Source organism: Cellulomonas biazotea (assembly GCF_004306155.1).
In the GTDB taxonomy this organism is placed as follows: Bacteria; Actinomycetota; Actinomycetes; order Actinomycetales; family Cellulomonadaceae; genus Cellulomonas; species Cellulomonas biazotea.
Genome location: NZ_BIMR01000276.1, coordinates 1 through 14,552 on the forward strand (window position 1 = coordinate 1; position 14,552 = coordinate 14,552).

The 14,552-nt window shown below is 75.8% G+C and carries 14 protein-coding genes and 1 riboswitch; of the genes, 8 read left to right on the plus strand and 6 right to left on the minus strand.

Annotated features, from left to right (window positions below; translation table 11 throughout):
• Nucleotides 1-292 precede the first annotated feature (292 nt).
• Entirely contained in the window at nt 293-598 is a 306-nt protein-coding gene (locus CBZ_RS16290; protein WP_130782538.1) for a hypothetical protein, read from the minus strand.
• A 385-nt stretch (nt 599-983) separates the two neighbouring features.
• Between CBZ_RS16290 and CBZ_RS16295 the strand changes: the two genes are divergently transcribed.
• Both CBZ_RS16295 and CBZ_RS16300 read left to right on the plus strand, forming a co-directional pair.
• Nucleotides 984-2,312 (plus strand): ANTAR domain-containing protein, encoded by a 1,329-nt coding sequence (locus tag CBZ_RS16295; protein WP_130782539.1) that lies wholly within the window; start codon nt 984-986, stop codon nt 2,310-2,312.
• Nucleotides 2,313-2,392: 80 nt separating this feature from the next.
• Nucleotides 2,393-2,638, plus strand: a complete 246-nt coding sequence (locus CBZ_RS16300) for a hypothetical protein (protein ID WP_130782540.1) — start codon at nt 2,393-2,395, stop codon at nt 2,636-2,638.
• A 33-nt stretch (nt 2,639-2,671) separates the two neighbouring features.
• Here CBZ_RS16300 and CBZ_RS16305 read toward each other — a convergent pair whose 3' ends face one another.
• The 4 genes from CBZ_RS16305 to CBZ_RS16320 form a co-directional block, all read right to left on the minus strand.
• Complete coding sequence (locus CBZ_RS16305) at nt 2,672-4,177, minus strand: SpoIIE family protein phosphatase (protein ID WP_130782541.1); 1,506 nt, start codon at nt 4,175-4,177, stop codon at nt 2,672-2,674.
• 88 nt (nt 4,178-4,265) lie between these two features.
• The gene (locus tag CBZ_RS16310; RefSeq protein WP_130782542.1) at nt 4,266-4,910 is read right to left on the minus strand and encodes a DUF3618 domain-containing protein; all 645 of its coding nucleotides are present in this window, start codon (nt 4,908-4,910) and stop codon (nt 4,266-4,268) included.
• Nucleotides 4,907-5,326: a phage holin family protein gene (locus CBZ_RS16315; RefSeq protein ID WP_130782543.1), complete on the minus strand. Its 420-nt coding sequence runs from the start codon at nt 5,324-5,326 to the stop codon at nt 4,907-4,909. The genes CBZ_RS16310 and CBZ_RS16315 overlap by 4 nt, the downstream gene beginning before the upstream one ends.
• The gene (locus tag CBZ_RS16320; protein WP_130782544.1) at nt 5,323-6,351 is read right to left on the minus strand and encodes a hypothetical protein; all 1,029 of its coding nucleotides are present in this window, start codon (nt 6,349-6,351) and stop codon (nt 5,323-5,325) included. The genes CBZ_RS16315 and CBZ_RS16320 overlap by 4 nt, the downstream gene beginning before the upstream one ends.
• 338 nt (nt 6,352-6,689) lie before the next feature.
• On the opposite strand from CBZ_RS16320, the gene CBZ_RS16325 reads away from it, so the two are divergent.
• The 6 genes from CBZ_RS16325 to CBZ_RS16350 all read left to right on the plus strand — a co-directional run bounded on the left by CBZ_RS16325 (nt 6,690) and on the right by CBZ_RS16350 (nt 12,490).
• On the plus strand, nt 6,690-7,070 hold the full coding sequence (locus tag CBZ_RS16325; protein WP_130782545.1) for a VOC family protein: 381 nt from the start codon (nt 6,690-6,692) through the stop codon (nt 7,068-7,070).
• 5 nt (nt 7,071-7,075) lie between these two features.
• Nucleotides 7,076-8,023, plus strand: coding sequence for a MerR family transcriptional regulator (locus CBZ_RS16330; protein ID WP_218022799.1), 948 nt, complete (start codon nt 7,076-7,078; stop codon nt 8,021-8,023).
• A gap of 156 nt (nt 8,024-8,179) precedes the next feature.
• Nucleotides 8,180-8,872 carry a PadR family transcriptional regulator gene (locus CBZ_RS16335; protein WP_130782546.1) on the plus strand — a complete coding sequence of 231 codons (693 nt, stop codon included), beginning with the start codon at nt 8,180-8,182 and terminating at the stop codon, nt 8,870-8,872.
• Between the two features lie 159 nt (nt 8,873-9,031).
• Nucleotides 9,032-9,146: riboswitch (SAM riboswitch) on the plus strand.
• Between the two features lie 567 nt (nt 9,147-9,713).
• The gene (locus tag CBZ_RS16340; RefSeq protein ID WP_130782547.1) at nt 9,714-10,664 is read left to right on the plus strand and encodes a MetQ/NlpA family ABC transporter substrate-binding protein; all 951 of its coding nucleotides are present in this window, start codon (nt 9,714-9,716) and stop codon (nt 10,662-10,664) included.
• A 123-nt stretch (nt 10,665-10,787) separates the two neighbouring features.
• Complete coding sequence (locus CBZ_RS16345) at nt 10,788-11,807, plus strand: methionine ABC transporter ATP-binding protein (protein ID WP_130782548.1); 1,020 nt, start codon at nt 10,788-10,790, stop codon at nt 11,805-11,807.
• The gene (locus tag CBZ_RS16350; protein ID WP_130782549.1) at nt 11,804-12,490 is read left to right on the plus strand and encodes a methionine ABC transporter permease; all 687 of its coding nucleotides are present in this window, start codon (nt 11,804-11,806) and stop codon (nt 12,488-12,490) included. Before CBZ_RS16345 ends, CBZ_RS16350 begins: the two co-directional genes overlap by 4 nt.
• 189 nt (nt 12,491-12,679) lie before the next feature.
• Here the strand turns inward: CBZ_RS16350 and CBZ_RS16355 are convergent.
• On the minus strand, nt 12,680-14,552 hold a 1,873-nt coding region (locus CBZ_RS16355), incomplete at its 5' end, for a carbohydrate-binding domain-containing protein (protein WP_130782550.1).

Below are 14,552 nucleotides of genomic sequence, written 5' to 3' on the forward strand. Positions count from 1 at the left end.
GCCACCCCCGCCGCCTCGCCTTCCGCGCTCCACGGGCCTCGGGGCCGTCGGCGTGGGCCCGTGCGACACGGCCCCGGGCTGCTGACGCGGCCCGCACGACGGCCACGAGCCGACCGCCGCACGCCTCGTCCGGCTCCTGGCGGTGGGCGTGCTCGTCGCGCCTTTGGTGCTCGCCGTGCTGCGCCGGGCGGACGGGAGGGCCGGGCGCGGGCCCGTCGCGACGCACGGTGACGACGCGCGCGACACGTCGATTCCGCTCGACCGTCCCGCCCCGCGGGCGGGCCGTGCGCCGTCAGGTGCGCGGGTCGTCCGTGCTGCCGGGGAGCGTCGTGCCGGTGTCCGTCGTGCCGTCGGCGGCAGCGCCCGCTGCGCCCACCGGGCCCGCACCGCCGCCGCCCTCGGGCAGGTCGCCCGTGGCGTCCTCGCCGGAGCCGCCGACCGGGCCCTCGCCGAGGCCGGTCGTGGGCCGCTCCGTCGTGATCCGCTCCGTCGCGGGTCGGTCAGCCTTGTGCCGGCCCGTCGTGCCCGGCGCGAGGTCGGCGTCGGTGCGGTCGGCGGCGCGGGGGTCGTCGGGGGTGGGCGTCGGGGTGCTCGTCATGGGAGGTCCTCGGTCGGCCGGCGGCGGTCCAGCCGCCGGGAGGGGCCGCGCGCACGCGGCAGGGGGCGGGGCACGGCGTGCTCCACGGGCGAGGACCGACGGGTGCCGTGTCCTCGGAGGGCCGGCGCTCTGCTACGTCGGTGCGGGCCGCCCACGACGGGACGGTCCCCGCCAGGCTAGGTCGGCCCCGTCCGACGGGCCACCCGGGGCCGACGGCGGTCGTCGGCCGCCCCGCGTCGCCCCACGTCGCCCCAGGTCGCCCCGCGTCGCGTCCGGGGTGAGTCGAGCGGGTCGGACGACGCTGTTGCGGACGCGGGCCGAGGTGACCAGCATCGTCGGGAGGAGCCGCTCGGGCAGGTCGGCGGCACCGGCGCGGGAGCCCAGCATGACGTCGAACGACCCGGCGGACACCGCCGACGCGAACGCGCGGAGCGGCCGGTCCGCGCACCCGACGAAGGACGGCAGGCGTCCACCGCTCGACCCCCTGGACGTCACACCCACCCCGGCGACGCTCGCCGAGGAGCTCGAGAGCAGCGCCGCGGAGCTCCGGGTCCTCGACGACGAGCTCCGGGTGCAGCGCGCGAGGATCGCCGAGCTGGTGGCCCTGCGGGCGTCGATCGAGGAGCAGCGACGGTGGCTGACCGCGCTGCTCCCCGTGCCGGTCGTCGTGACGGACGGCACGGGCGTCGTCCGGAGCGCGAACGGTGCCGCGGCGCACCTGCTCGGGGTGGAGGCGGCGGGGATGCCCGGCCGCGCGCTCGGCGCGTTCGTCGGCGACGAGGACCGCCGCGTCGTGCACGAGGTCCTCGCGCACCGACCGGACGACGAGCCCGTCGGGGTACGGCTGACGTTCCGGTCCGACGGCGCCGACCCGGCGGCGGTCGACGTCGTCGTCGCCTCGGGCCCGCACGAGGACCTCACGTGGACCGTGGTCGGCAGCGCGTCCGCCGAGCCCGGCCACACCAACGGGACCAAGGAGGCCCTGCGCCTGGCCGAGGCGGTCGTCGCGCTCGCGAGCCTGCCCCTGGTCGACGCGACCGCGGCCGAGCTCGTGCCCGGCGTCGCCGCGATCGTCGGTGCGGCCTTCTCCGACGCCTACGCGGTGAGCCTGGTGCTCGGGCCGCCGACCGCCCCGGTCGCGGTGTCGACGACCTCCGGCGCCGCCGCCGCGGCGGACGGTCTGCAGGTGTGGACCGGTGAAGGGCCGAGCGTCGACGCGTTCACCTCGGCTCGCCCGGTCGGGTCGGACGACCTGACGCTGGACGCGCGCTGGCCGCACCTCGCCGGTGGCCTCCGGGGGGCGGGGATCCACCCGGTCCTCGCGCTGCCGGTCCTCGTCGACCGCGCCACGGCCGGCGTGCTGACGTGCTACGGCCACACCGCAGGACCGATCGGGCCGGTGCACGTCGAGATGCTCGGTCACCTCGCCGCGACGTGCGGTGCCGCCCTGCGCGCCGTCGGCGAGCAGGTCCGACTCCGCGAGGAGTCCGCGCACCTCTCCGACGCGCTGACGTCGCGTGCGGTCATCGACGAGGCGAAGGGGATCGTCATCGCCCGGCGCGGCGGCACGCCCGAGGAGGCGTTCGCCCACCTCGCCGCGCTCAGCCAGGCGCGCAACCGCAAGCTGCGCGACATCGCGCGCGAGATCGTCGAGGACGCGTCCGCGCGGCAGGGCGGGCGGGTCCCGCGCGACGAGGGCCCAGGCGCCGACTGACAAGTCCGGTGGATGGTGGGACGATGGGGGCTCGGGTCGGGTGGAACGCGCCGCACGAGCCGCGAGGCCAGGAGCCTCCCGTGGTGCACCTGCACCTTCCCCTGCCCGACGAGCTCGACTCCGTGGTCGTGCGTCTCGTCGCCCGCCGTCTCGATGCGCCGACGAGGGCGGAGCGCGACGCCGCCGGCGCCGAGCTGCTGCGCCTTCTCGCCGACCTGACCGCCGGCGGGTCGCCTGCGTGGACCGACCGCCCGCCGCCCGACGACCCGCCGACGCCGTCGCGCGTGCCCGCGCAGCACCGCCCGTTCCTCGACGCCCGCTCGTGAGCCGCGAGGGCCGGGCTCGTCCACCGCCCCACGTCAGCTGCCGGCGTCCTCGGGGGCCGGCCCGAACGGCAGCCCGGCGAGGCGCAGCGTGCCTGCGGCGCGTGAGGAGGGCGCCGCGACGAGGCGGACGGGCGCGCCGCCGTGGGCGGCCGACTCCGTGAGGGACTGCAGCGCGCGCACGCCCGGGCTCCCGAGGAACGTCACGTCGCCGAGCTCGACGGTGACGGGCAGCAGCCCGCCCCGCGACTGGCGGTTGACCTCCGAGGTGACGCGCGACGCGCTCTCCGGGCGGTCGACCGCGCCCTGCACCCGCACGACCCCGCCCTGAGCCGTGTCGACCCGCATGTCGGACGGGCGCGACGTCCGTGCAGGACCGACCTCGAGCGCCACGAGCCGGCGGGCGGGGAGCGAGAGGCTCACCGTGGTCCCGTCCGGACCCGGCCGTACGTGCACGTCGACCCCGCCCATCCGTGCCATCGCGAGCCCTCGACCGCGCTCCGCGGCGTGCGTCGACGGGGGCTGCCAGGTCCCCGCGTCGCTGACCACCACCTGCGCCGTGCCGTCGTCGTGGAGCTCGGCGTGCACGTCGACGGGGCCCGGCGCGACCTCCCGGTACGCGTGCTCGACGCAGTTCGCGGCCGCCTCGCTCACGGCGAGCTCGAGGACCGCCGCGTCGCGCGCACCGAGCCCGATCGTCCGGCCCCACCTCGAGACCTCGTCGCGCAGGGGGCCGAGGTTGCCGGCGTCGGCGACGACCCGCACGTCCACGGCCGTCGGCGCCGCCCGGCGGTGCGCGACGAGCATCGTGACGTCGTCGTCGAAGCCCGTCGCACCGAGCGTGCCGGTGACGTGCCGGCACAGCCGGACGGCGACCGAGTCGTCGCGGTCCAGGACCCCGACGTGCCCCGCGAGCGCCGCGGCGGACGCGTCGCCCAGCTCGGCCCGCGCCTCGTCGAGGGTGCGGTCGGTACGGTCGACGAGACCGTCCGTGTACAGCACGAGGGCTGCGTCGGGCGGGACGACGGCGTGCCCCACGTCGCCCGCCTCCGGCGCACCGAGCGGGGCGCCGCCCGTGCTCGGCAGCAGCACGGCGCCGTCGCGGCCGACGACCATCGGGGGCGGGTGCCCGCGGTTCGCGTACTCCAGGTCGCCGGTGGCCGGGTCGAGGAGCGCGACGCACGCCGTCGACGCGTAGGCGTGGGGTGCCCGCTGGGCGAGCCTGTCGAGGGCGCCCAGCGCGGTGTCGATCGTCGCGCCGTCCTGCAGGTGACCGCCGAGGACCGAGCGCAGGTCGCTCATCGTCACCGAGCTCTGGAGCCCGTTGCCGACGACGTCGCCGACGGCCAGCGCGAGCCGCCCGTCGGCCGTGAGGCACGCGTCGAACCAGTCGCCGCCGACGGTGAGGTCGCGGTTGCTCACCAGGTAGGACGCGGCCACGTCCACGTGCGCGAGGAGCGGGACGCTCGCCGGCAGGAGCGCGGCGTGCAGACGGACGAGCACGTCCCGCGGCAGCGGGGGCTCGCCGTGATGCTCCACCATCGTCGCCGTCCGTTCCCGTGACTGGGGTCCAGCCTCGCACCCCTCGTGCCGCTCGGCCCGGCCGCAGGGCCGGACCGAGCGGACGGGGTCAGCCCGTGAGGTCGCCGCGGGCGGTGTCCTTGACGGTGTGCGCCGCTCCCTGGGCGTCGTCGCGGACCTGCTGCGCCGCGGCGGTGCCCTCCTCCTGGACGGTCGACGCCGCCTGGGTGGCGCGGTCCTTGACGGCCGTCACGGCGTCCTGCGCGTCGGACCGCAGGTGCTCCGCGACGTCCTGCGCCGCGCTGCGCGCCTCGTCCGCGAGCGGCTGCGCCGACTCCTTGAGGGACGTCGCCGCCCGCTGCTCCGGCTCGGTGCTCGGCAGCAGCGCCGCGGCCAGCAGCCCGGCGCCGAAGGCGACGAGCCCTGCGGCGAGCGGGCTGCCCTGCGTGCCCTGGCGGGCGCGCTGCGGCAGGTCGGTCACCGCCTGGCCGACGGCGTGCCCGGCCTCGCCGGCACGGTCGGCGGCGGAGTGCGCGACGCCCGAGACCGCCGAGGTGCCGGCCGACGTCGCGTCGGACGCCGACCCCATCACGCGGTCCTTGAGGTCGCGCACGCCGGTGCGCACGCGGTCGGTCTGCCGGTGCACGACCCGACCGGGGCTCACCTTGTCGGTGAGCGCGTCGACGTCGTCGCTGAGCTCGGCTCGGGTGCGGGCGATGTCCGCGCGGATCTGGTCCGGGTCCTGGGTGCTCATCGGTTCTGCTCCTCGTGCCCCTGCAGGGCGTTCGGGATCTTCTTGACGGTCTGCGCGGTCTGCGGGAGACCGCTGATCTGACGCACCTGGTCGCGCGCCTTGAGCGCGAGCACGGCGGCGACGACGCCCCACAGGACGGCCACGACGAGCGCCGACCAGCCGAGGCTGTTCATGAGGTCCCCGAGCGCCCACCAGAGGGCGACGGACAGGAACAGCAGCACGAGCTGGGCGGCGACGGCGGCCGCGGCGACCATCCCGCCGGCCCGGCCGGCGTGCGCCGCCGACTCCTGCAGCTCGGCGCGCGCGAGGGCCAGCTCCTGACGCATGAGCCGGGACATGTTCTCGGTGACGTCACCGAGGATCGTCCCGAGGGACCGCTCGTCCGAGGGAGTCGCGGAGGCTCCGGGTTCGGTCATGGCCGGACCCCGTCCGACGCGCTCCACGAGCCGGAGCCCGTGCCGTACCCGCTGCCGGGGGCGGTGGTGCCCGGGGCTGCGGTGCCCGAGCCCCCGACGGGACCCGCATCGTCGTCGGTGTCGGTGAGGTCGCCCCCCGCGTCCTCGCCCGAGGCGCCGACCGGCGCCGTGCCGCTCGTGGTCCACCCGGACGTCGCACCGGTCGACGCGGTGGTGCCCGCGGCGCCGACGGAGCCCGTGGCGGGCCACGTGCTGCCGCCCGTGGTCGAGCCGGTCACGCTCGTGCGGACCGGGACGGTCGGCGGAGTGGTCGGCGTGCTCGTCGACCTCTGGTCCCAGGTGGTGCCGGTCGACGTGGTCGACGACGGGGTGCGCTGCGCCGACGACCCGGACGCGGTGGAGAGCGTCCCGGCGCTGCGGCGCGGCTCGGACGGGGCGTCCTTCAGACCGCGGGCCAGGCGGCCCACGAGCAGGCCGGCGCCCGCCGCGGCGAGCAGGAACACGCCCGGGCGGCGACGGGCGAACGCCCGCACCTCGTCGAGCACGTCGCCCGGCTCGCGGGTCTCCAGCCACTCCGCGACCGCGGAGACGCGTCCGCCGACGTCGGCCACGACGTCCACGGCCGCGCCCTGGTCGGTCGTGCCGTCGGCCATCGACGACAGCTGCGAGCCGAACGTGCGCAGGTTGCCGGCGAGCCGGTTCTGCTGGTCGGCGGCCTGCACGGTGGCCTGGTCGCGTGCGTCCTCGAGCAGGCGGCGGGTCTGCCGGCGTGCCTCGCGGACGACGGCACCGGCCTCGCTGCGGGCCTCGGACGCGACGTGCTGGGCGGCCTCGGCGGCGCCGTGGGCGACGTCCGCGGCCTCCTCCTTGGCGGTGCCCGCGGTCTGCTGGGCGCGCTCGGCGGTGCCGCCTGTGCCCGTGGTCGTGCCTGGGGTCGTCGTGCCGCTGGTGCCGGTGCTGGTGCCGGTGCCGCCGGAGGCGGGGGTGGTGGTCCCGTACGGGTCCGGGGAGGAGATGCTGGTCATGAGGGCGTCCTCATCGCTCGGTCGACGACGGCGACGGCGCGCGTCGTCGAGGGGTGCCGCGTGTGCGGCGGCCGGGGAACGGGGACACCGGTGGCACCGGTGCGCCCGGGGTCGTGAGGACCGACGGAGGTGCCGCGTCCTCGGGAGGGGCCGGCGCTCTGCTACGTCGGTGCGAACCGCCCCACGAGGGGAGCGGTCCGGCCAGGCTAGGTCGACCCGGGCGACCCGGCCACCGGAGCCGTTCCCTCCGGCCTTGCCCCTCACGTGACGTGAGGGCCTAGCGTCGGCGGTGCGGGCCGTGGGCCCGCGGCACTCCGGGACGCGGGAGGAGCTCGACGATGACGCAGCTGGTGCCCTACCTCACGGTGGACGACGCGCGGAAGGCCATCGCGTACTACACGGAGGCGTTCGGGGCGACGGAGACGGGTGAGCGCTGGACCGAGGACGACGGACGGGTCGGGTTCGCCGCCCTGACGATCGACGGCCTGCCGTTCTACCTGTCGGACGAGTACCACGACTACGGCGCGTACGCCCCGGCGACGGTGGGTCACGCGACGGCCGCGCTCGTGCTCGAGGTCGACGACGTCGACGCCGTGTACCGGGCGGCGGTGGCGGCCGGGGCGAGCGTCGACCGGGAGCCGTCCGACCAGGGCACGGAGCGCCGCGGCTGGCTGGTCGACCCGTTCGGCCACCGGTGGGCGATCCACTCGCCGCTCTGACGCCGGTGGCCGGTGACGTCCCGGGGGAGGTCCCGGGCGGGGGCAGCGACGGGGTCGCAGGCGGGGTCGGCGGCGGCGTCGGCGGCGAGGCGACGGCCTCCGCAGCGGGTCGCGACGGGCCGGCCGACCTGCTCGGCGAGGGGACTGCGTGGCGGGTCGGCGAGCTCGCGGACCTGTCCGGCCTGACCGTGCGCACCCTGCACCACTACGACGACGTCGGGCTGCTGCGCCCGGACCGCACGGACGCGGGTCACCGGGTGTACCGGCGCGCGCACGTCGAGCGGCTCTACCGGATCAGCGTGCTGCGCCGGTTCGGGGTCTCCCTGGAGGGCATCGGCGCGGCGCTCGACGACCCGGCGTGGTCGCTGGACGGCGCGCTCCGTGCGCACCTGGTGGACCTCGAGGAGCAGGTGCTGCGGATGGGGCGGCTGCTGCACCGGCTCGCGGCGGAGCCGTCGGCGGGCGGGGGAGACGTCGACGTCTGCCGGCGGCTGCTGGCGGTGCTGGACGACACGGCGGTGGCGCCGACCGAGCCGCTGCGGCGGGTCGCGGTGCTGGTCTACGCGGACCTGCAGGCGGCCCACCGTCACCTGGTCGACGTCTTCGGGCTGGACCCCGGGCCGTTGCACCGCGACGCGGCGGGGACGGTCGTGCACGGCGAGGTCAGGACCGCGGACGGGGTCGTGATGCTGCACCGGGTCGCGCCGGAGTGGCGGCTCGCGTCGCCCGCGGCCCTCGGCGCGGCGACGGGGATGCTCGTCGTCACCGTGCGGGACGTCGACGCGCACCATGCCGCGGTGGTCGCGCGCGGCGGGACGGTGACGTACCCGCCGGCGGATCAGCCGTACGGCGTGCGGGAGTACGGCGCGCTCGGTCCGGAGGGGGAGCCGTGGTCGTTCTGGTCGCCGATCCCGTCGGGTGCGGAGGAGGCGTCGCCCGAGGGCGGTCGGTGATCGTCTGACGCCCCGGGGTTGTCGAAGATGTATCAACGATATATCTTTCAGAGCGTCGGAGCGCGAGGCCCGCACCTCCCGGGACACCCCGGTCGAGCCCTGTCCGCGCCGGGATGCACCCGCCCGACACCCCACGACGCTCCAGGAGACCCACCCATGCGACACCACTACCGACACCACCACGACGACACCCCCGCCGGACCGGACCTCGACGACGACCGTCGCGGCCCCGGGTTCGGCCCGGGCTTCGGCCCGGGGTTCGGTCCCGGACCGGGCTTCGGCCCGCGGGGCGGCCACCACGGCGGACCTTTCGGCGGCGGCCACCACGGCGGCGGCCCGCACGGACGCGGCCGCGGTCGCGGCCGGGCCGGCCGCGGCGACATCCGCGCCGCCGTCCTGCTGCTGCTCGCCGAGCAGCCCATGCACGGCTACCAGCTCATCCAGGAGATCGGCGAGCGGTCCGAGGGCCGCTGGCGGCCCAGCCCGGGCGCCGTCTACCCGGCGCTCGCGATGCTCGAGGACGAGGGCCTCGTGACCCTCGCCGCCCAGGGCGGACGCCGGCTCGCGAGCCTCACCGAGGCGGGCGCAGCCCACGTCGAGGAGCACCGCGACGAGCTCGGCAACCCGTGGCTCGACGCCGCCGAGCGGCCCGTCCACCCCGGCCGCGCCCTGCGTCCGGCGCTCGAGGCGCTCTCGGGGGCGGCCGTCCAGGTCGCCCGCACCGGCACGCCCGAGCAGGCGACGCAGGCGCTCGCGATCATCGAGCGCGCCCGCCGCGACCTCTACCTGCTGCTCGCGGGGGAGCCCGCGCCGGCGCCCGACGGCGACGGAGGTGCTGCGGGCGCCTGAGGCGTCCGCGGCCCGCGAGACCCCTGCGTGACGAAGGCCCTCGGGAGCTGCCCGGGGGCCTTCGTCGACCCTCGTCCACGGGCGACGGCGCTGCGGCGCACCGCCGCGTGACGAGCGTCTCGCCGGGCGTGCCCCCGGCGTCGTCTATCCTGGGGGCTGGTTCACGAGCTGCAGCGTCAAGTACCCGGCTGGCTGCACGGCAACCCTCCTGATCGAGCGGGGTGCCCCGGGGCGAGAACCGGTGGTGCGTCACGGTGGCGCCCGCAAGTCGACCGGCGTCGCGCCGGCGCCCGAGGAGGACGCATGACCCCGCAGCCCGTCGCCGTCGCGCCCGAGGGTCACGTGTCCCTCATGGCCGCTGACGGTGCCCGTCACACGGCCGGTCGGGTGGCTTTCTCCGACCGGAACGGTCGGAATTTGACACGTGTCCAACACGTTCGCTTCACTGTCGCCACCACCCGACGCACCACCACCGGTGCCCGAGGAAGAGGTCGATCGATGGACACGCGCGAGGCCCTGACCATGACCGCCGCCACGGCGCTCATGTGTCGCATGCCCGCGTGTCCGGCGACCCACGGCCAGCCCTCCCAGCACTGATCCGCCGCGCTCCACGAGCGCAGATCCGCTGGTCGGCACCGCGCCGTCCCTGTCGCACCTGAGCCGCACCTGAGCTGCACGGCGTGCCCGCACGCCGCGCGCCTCGCCCGACGGCCACCTCCGTCACCCCGTCCCACGGCACCGACGCCCGGCACCTGCCGCCCGGCGTCGTCGGCGCGTCGTCGCCGCCGCCGTACCCCTGACCCGCCGCGCCCGTCCGGGCACACCGCAAGGAGAGAGACCCATGACCGAGAACGTCCCCGTCCTGCCGGCCAAGAACGGAGGCCGGCGCCGCACCGGCCTCGTCGTCGGGGCCGTCGTCGCCGTCGTCGTCCTGGTCGGCGCGCTCGTGTTCGCCCTCACGCGCCCCGGCGCCGAGGAGACCGCCGCGTCCGAGGGGCAGACCGTCGTCCGCCTCGGCACGACCGACGTCGCCCAGCCCCACTGGGAGATCCTCAAGGAGCTCGCCGCCGCCGAGGGCATCGACCTCGAGATCGTCGGCTTCTCCGAGTACACGCAGCCGAACCCGGCCCTCACCGAGGACGAGATCGACCTCAACGCGTTCCAGCACATCCTGTATCTCGCCGACCACAACAACAACACCGGCGACGACCTGCAGCCCATCGGCTCGACGCTCATCGTCCCGCTGCCGCTGTACTCCGAGAAGCACACGGACGTGAGCGAGTTCGTCAAGGGCGAGCAGGTCGCGATCCCCAACGACTCCACGAACCAGGCGCGCGCGCTGTTCGTGCTGGAGGAGGCCGGGCTCATCACGTTCACCGGCGACCCGGCCGTCCCGACGCCGGACGACGTCGACACCGAGGCGTCCACGGTCGTGGTGCGTCCCGTCGAGGCGTCGCAGACCGCGGGCCTCATCGGCGACCCGGACGTCGCGGGCGTCGTCGTCAACAACAACTTCGCGACCGACGCGGGCTTCGACCTCGACGGCTACGTCTTCGCCGACGACCCGAACTCCCCCGGGGCGCAGCCGTACATCAACATCATCGCGGCCCGCCCGGCCGACGTGGACAACCCGGACTACCTGAAGATCGTCGAGCTCTACCACGACCCGAAGGTGCTCGAGTCGGTCGTCGAGTCCTCGGGCGGCACCGCCACGATCGTCGAGGGCTACGACGCCGCGAAGCTCCAGGACGTCCTGAAGCAGACCGAGAAGAACCTCCAGGCGGCGAGCTGACCGCCTGCCTGACCCGGTCCGACCCGGCCTGACGGCCCGTGCGGCCCGGCACCTCCCACCGGAGGCGCCGGGCCGCGCAGCCGTTCCGACCGCCCACGACACGGCCCCACGAAAGGTCCCCCCGTGGCCCCCATCATCGAGTTCCGCGACGTCACCAAGGTCTTCCCCGGCCCCCAGGGGGAGATCCGCGCCGTCGACGGCGTGAGCCTCGCCGTCGAGAAGGGCGAGATCTTCGGCGTCATCGGCTACTCCGGCGCCGGCAAGAGCACGCTCGTGCGGCTCATCAACGGCCTGGAGCGCGTCACGTCCGGGCAGCTGCTCGTCGACGGCGACGACGTCGCCGCCCTCTCCGAGCGCCAGCTCGAGGTCAAGCGGCGCGACATCGGCATGATCTTCCAGCAGTTCAACCTGTTCTCGTCGCGGACCGTCGCGGGCAACGTCGCGTTCCCGCTCAAGGTCGCGGGCTGGCCCAAGGCCGACCGGGACCGCCGCATCGCCGAGCTGCTCGACTTCGTCGGCCTGCTCGACCGCGCGCACTCCTACCCGGACCAGCTCTCCGGCGGGCAGAAGCAGCGCGTCGGCATCGCCCGGGCGCTCGCCGCGCAGCCGAAGATCCTGCTCGCCGACGAGTCGACCAGCGCGCTCGACCCGCAGACCACGCAGGACGTCCTGCGCCTGCTGAAGAAGGTCAACGACGAGCTCGGCGTGACGATCGTCGTCATCACGCACGAGCTCGAGGTCGTGCGCTCCATCGCCGACCGCGTCGCCGTCCTCGAGGGCGGCCGGGTCGCCGAGCAGGGCTCGGTGTTCGACATCTTCACCAACCCCCGCGCCGACGTCACGCAGCGGTTCGTCTCGACCGTCGTGCACGACCGCCCCCGCGGCGCGGTCCTCGACCGGCTGCAGCGCACCCACCGCGGCCGGATCGTCACCGCGACCGTCACCGACGGCGCCCGGCTCGGCGCGACCCTCGCGTCCGCGGGCGAGCTCGGCGTCACGTTCGAGATCGTCTACGGCGGCATCGGCACCCTGCAGGACCAGTCGTTCGGCTCGCTCACCCTCGCGCTCGACGGCGCGGAGGCCGACGTCGACGCGCTCGTCGGACGGCTGCGAGCGATCACCCCGATCGAGGAGGCACGATGAGCGCCCTGCTCCCCGCCGCGGGCGAGTTCGAGTGGTCGTTCCACGGCCCGAAGCTCGTCGAGGCCCTCGGCGAGACCCTCTACATGGTGTCCGCGACGCTGCTCATCGGCGGCCTGCTCGGGCTCGTCCTCGGCGTCGCGCTCTACACGACGCGGCGCGGCGGGCTGCTCGCCAACCGCGGCGTGTTCGGGGTGCTCAACCTGCTGGTGAACATCTTCCGGCCGATCCCGTTCCTCATCCTGCTCATGATCATCGCGCCCGTGACCGTCGCGATGATCGGCACCCGGCTCGGCAGCACCGCGATGATCGTGCCGCTGTCGTTCGCCGCGACGTTCGGGGTGTCCCGCATCGTCGAGCAGAACCTCGTCGCGATCGACCCCGGCGTCATCGAGGCGGCCCGCGCGACCGGCGCGACCCGCTGGCGGATCGTCACGACGCTGCTCGTGCCCGAGGCGCTCGGCCCGCTCATCCTCGGCTACACGTTCGTGTTCGTCGCGATCGTCGACATGTCCGCGCTGGCGGGCACGCTCGACGGCGGCGGGCTCGGCGCGTTCGCCCTGGACTACGGCTACAAGCGGTGGAACTTCGCCGTCGTGTGGATCACGGTGATCGTCATCATCGGGCTGGTCCAGCTCGCCCAGACGCTCGGCAACCGGGCCTCGCGCCGCGTCCTGCGCCGCTGACCCGTCCGCGGCTGACCCCGCGCCGTCCCCGTCCCACCCCACGACGACCCCGTCATGGTGCCCGTTCCCGGTGGTGGGGAGGGCGTCATGACGGGGTCGTCGCTGGTCGTGGGCCCGGTCGACGGGCGTCGGGGGACCGGATGGACGGGCGGGGGCCGTAGGGGTTGTCCGGGCGGCTGAGGTGGTGGGTCAGGGGCGGGCCGGGCGGGTGCCGTCGGCCGGGCGGCCGCCGCCCTGACCGGCCTGGCCGCCACCCATGCCGGCCTGCACCTCGCCCGCGGTGCCCGTGCCGACGGACGTCGCGGCCGACGCGTCGCCGTCGTGGCTCAGGCCCGTGACGTCCGTGGTGCCTTCGGTGCCGTCGGCCAGGACGGTGTACTGGTCGCCCGACGTGACGTCGGCCGACGAGTAGACGACCGACGAGAAGTCCTTCGGGGCGGTGTACGTCACGAGCACCGTGCCGTCCGCGTCGGCGACCTGCACGACCGTCCCGGCGGACTGCGTGCCGTGGAGCGTCACGCCGACGAACGACTGGCTCGACTCCGCCGACGGGGTCTGCGCCATGCCCGCCGCGCCGACCGCGAGCAGCTCGCCGCCCGTGATCTCGAACGTGCCGTTGTAGTCGAGCGCGCCGTTGCCGGAGCTCGTCGGCCCCGCGACGACCACCGTGCCACCGGTCATCGTCACCGAGCCGTTCGAGTCGAGGCCGTCGCCCTGCGCGTCCACGACGAGCGTGCCGCCGGTGATCTCGACGAGCACGCCGTCCTGCGCGGCGAACTCGCCGCCACCGCCTGCGCCTCCGCCGGGTCCGCCCCCGGCGGCCGGGTCGGTGCCGGCGTCGGTCTCCGTGCCCGTTCCCGCCGCGTCGGTCCCCGTCGCCGCGTCCGCCGCTGCCGCGTCCGTGGTCGTCGAGCCGGAGGTGGTCGAGCCCGCCGTGGCGTTCACGCCGTCGTCGCTCGTCGTCAGGGACGTGTCACCGCCCGCGATCGTCACGACCGGCGCCTCGAGGCCCTCGACGGCGGTCGCGACGTCGAGCGTCCCGCCGGAGACGCGCAGCGCCCCCTCGGCGTGGATCCCGTCGTCGCCGGTCGCGAGCGTGACGTCGCCGCCGGTCACCGCGACGACCCCGTCGGAGTGCACGGCGTCGTCGGCCGCGTCGACCTGCAGCGTGCCGCCGCCGACGACGACCGACACGTCCCCGACGACGCCCTGGGGCGAGGCGTCGTCCGCGACGGCCGTGTCGTGCCCGCCTCCCGCGACGACGGTCACGGTGCCGTCCGCGAGGACGACGTCGGTCGTCGCGGTGATGCCGTCGTCGCCCGCGGCGAGGGTCAGGTCGCCGCCCTCGACGGCGACGTAGCCGAGGGCCGCGTCGTCGGCCTCGTCGGACTTGAGCGCGTCGCCGCCCGCGGTGACGTCGAGCGTGCCGTCGCGGACCACGAGGTAGTCCTTGCCGCGGATCCCGTCGTCGACCGCGGTCACGGTGATCGTGCCGGACTCGACGACCAGGCCGTCCTTGCTCGCGATGCCGTCGTTCGAGCGGCCCTCGACGTCGAGCGTGCCGTTCCCGGTGATCGTCAGGTCGGCCGTGCTGAACAGGGCCGCGTTCGGCTCGTCGGTCGCCGCGTCGGGGTAGACGTACGTCGTGGCGTCCGCGAGGTGGTTCGTGGACCCGTCGGCGAGCACCACGACCACGTCGCCCGCGTCGGTGACCTGCAGGGGCGAGGTCGTCGAGCTCGTGAGGTCCGCGCCGTCGAGCACGAGGACGACCGTGCCGTCGTCCGCGCTGTCGACGACGAGCGAGCCGTCCGTCAGCGTGCCGCTCACCGCGTAGGTGCCGGCGGCGCTGACGGTGACGGTCGAGCCGTCGACGCTCGCGCCGTCGCCGTCGACCGTCGCGGTCGTGCCGTCGAGGGTGATCGTCGTCGCGCCGCTCGTGTCGTCGGTGGCCGTCGTGGTGTGCGCGGCGGTGTTCGCCGCCATCGTGCTCTCGACGGTGACGTCGGCGTCGGTCGCGGTCGCCGACGTGCTGCTCCCGGTGGTGCCCGCGGTGCCGGCCGTG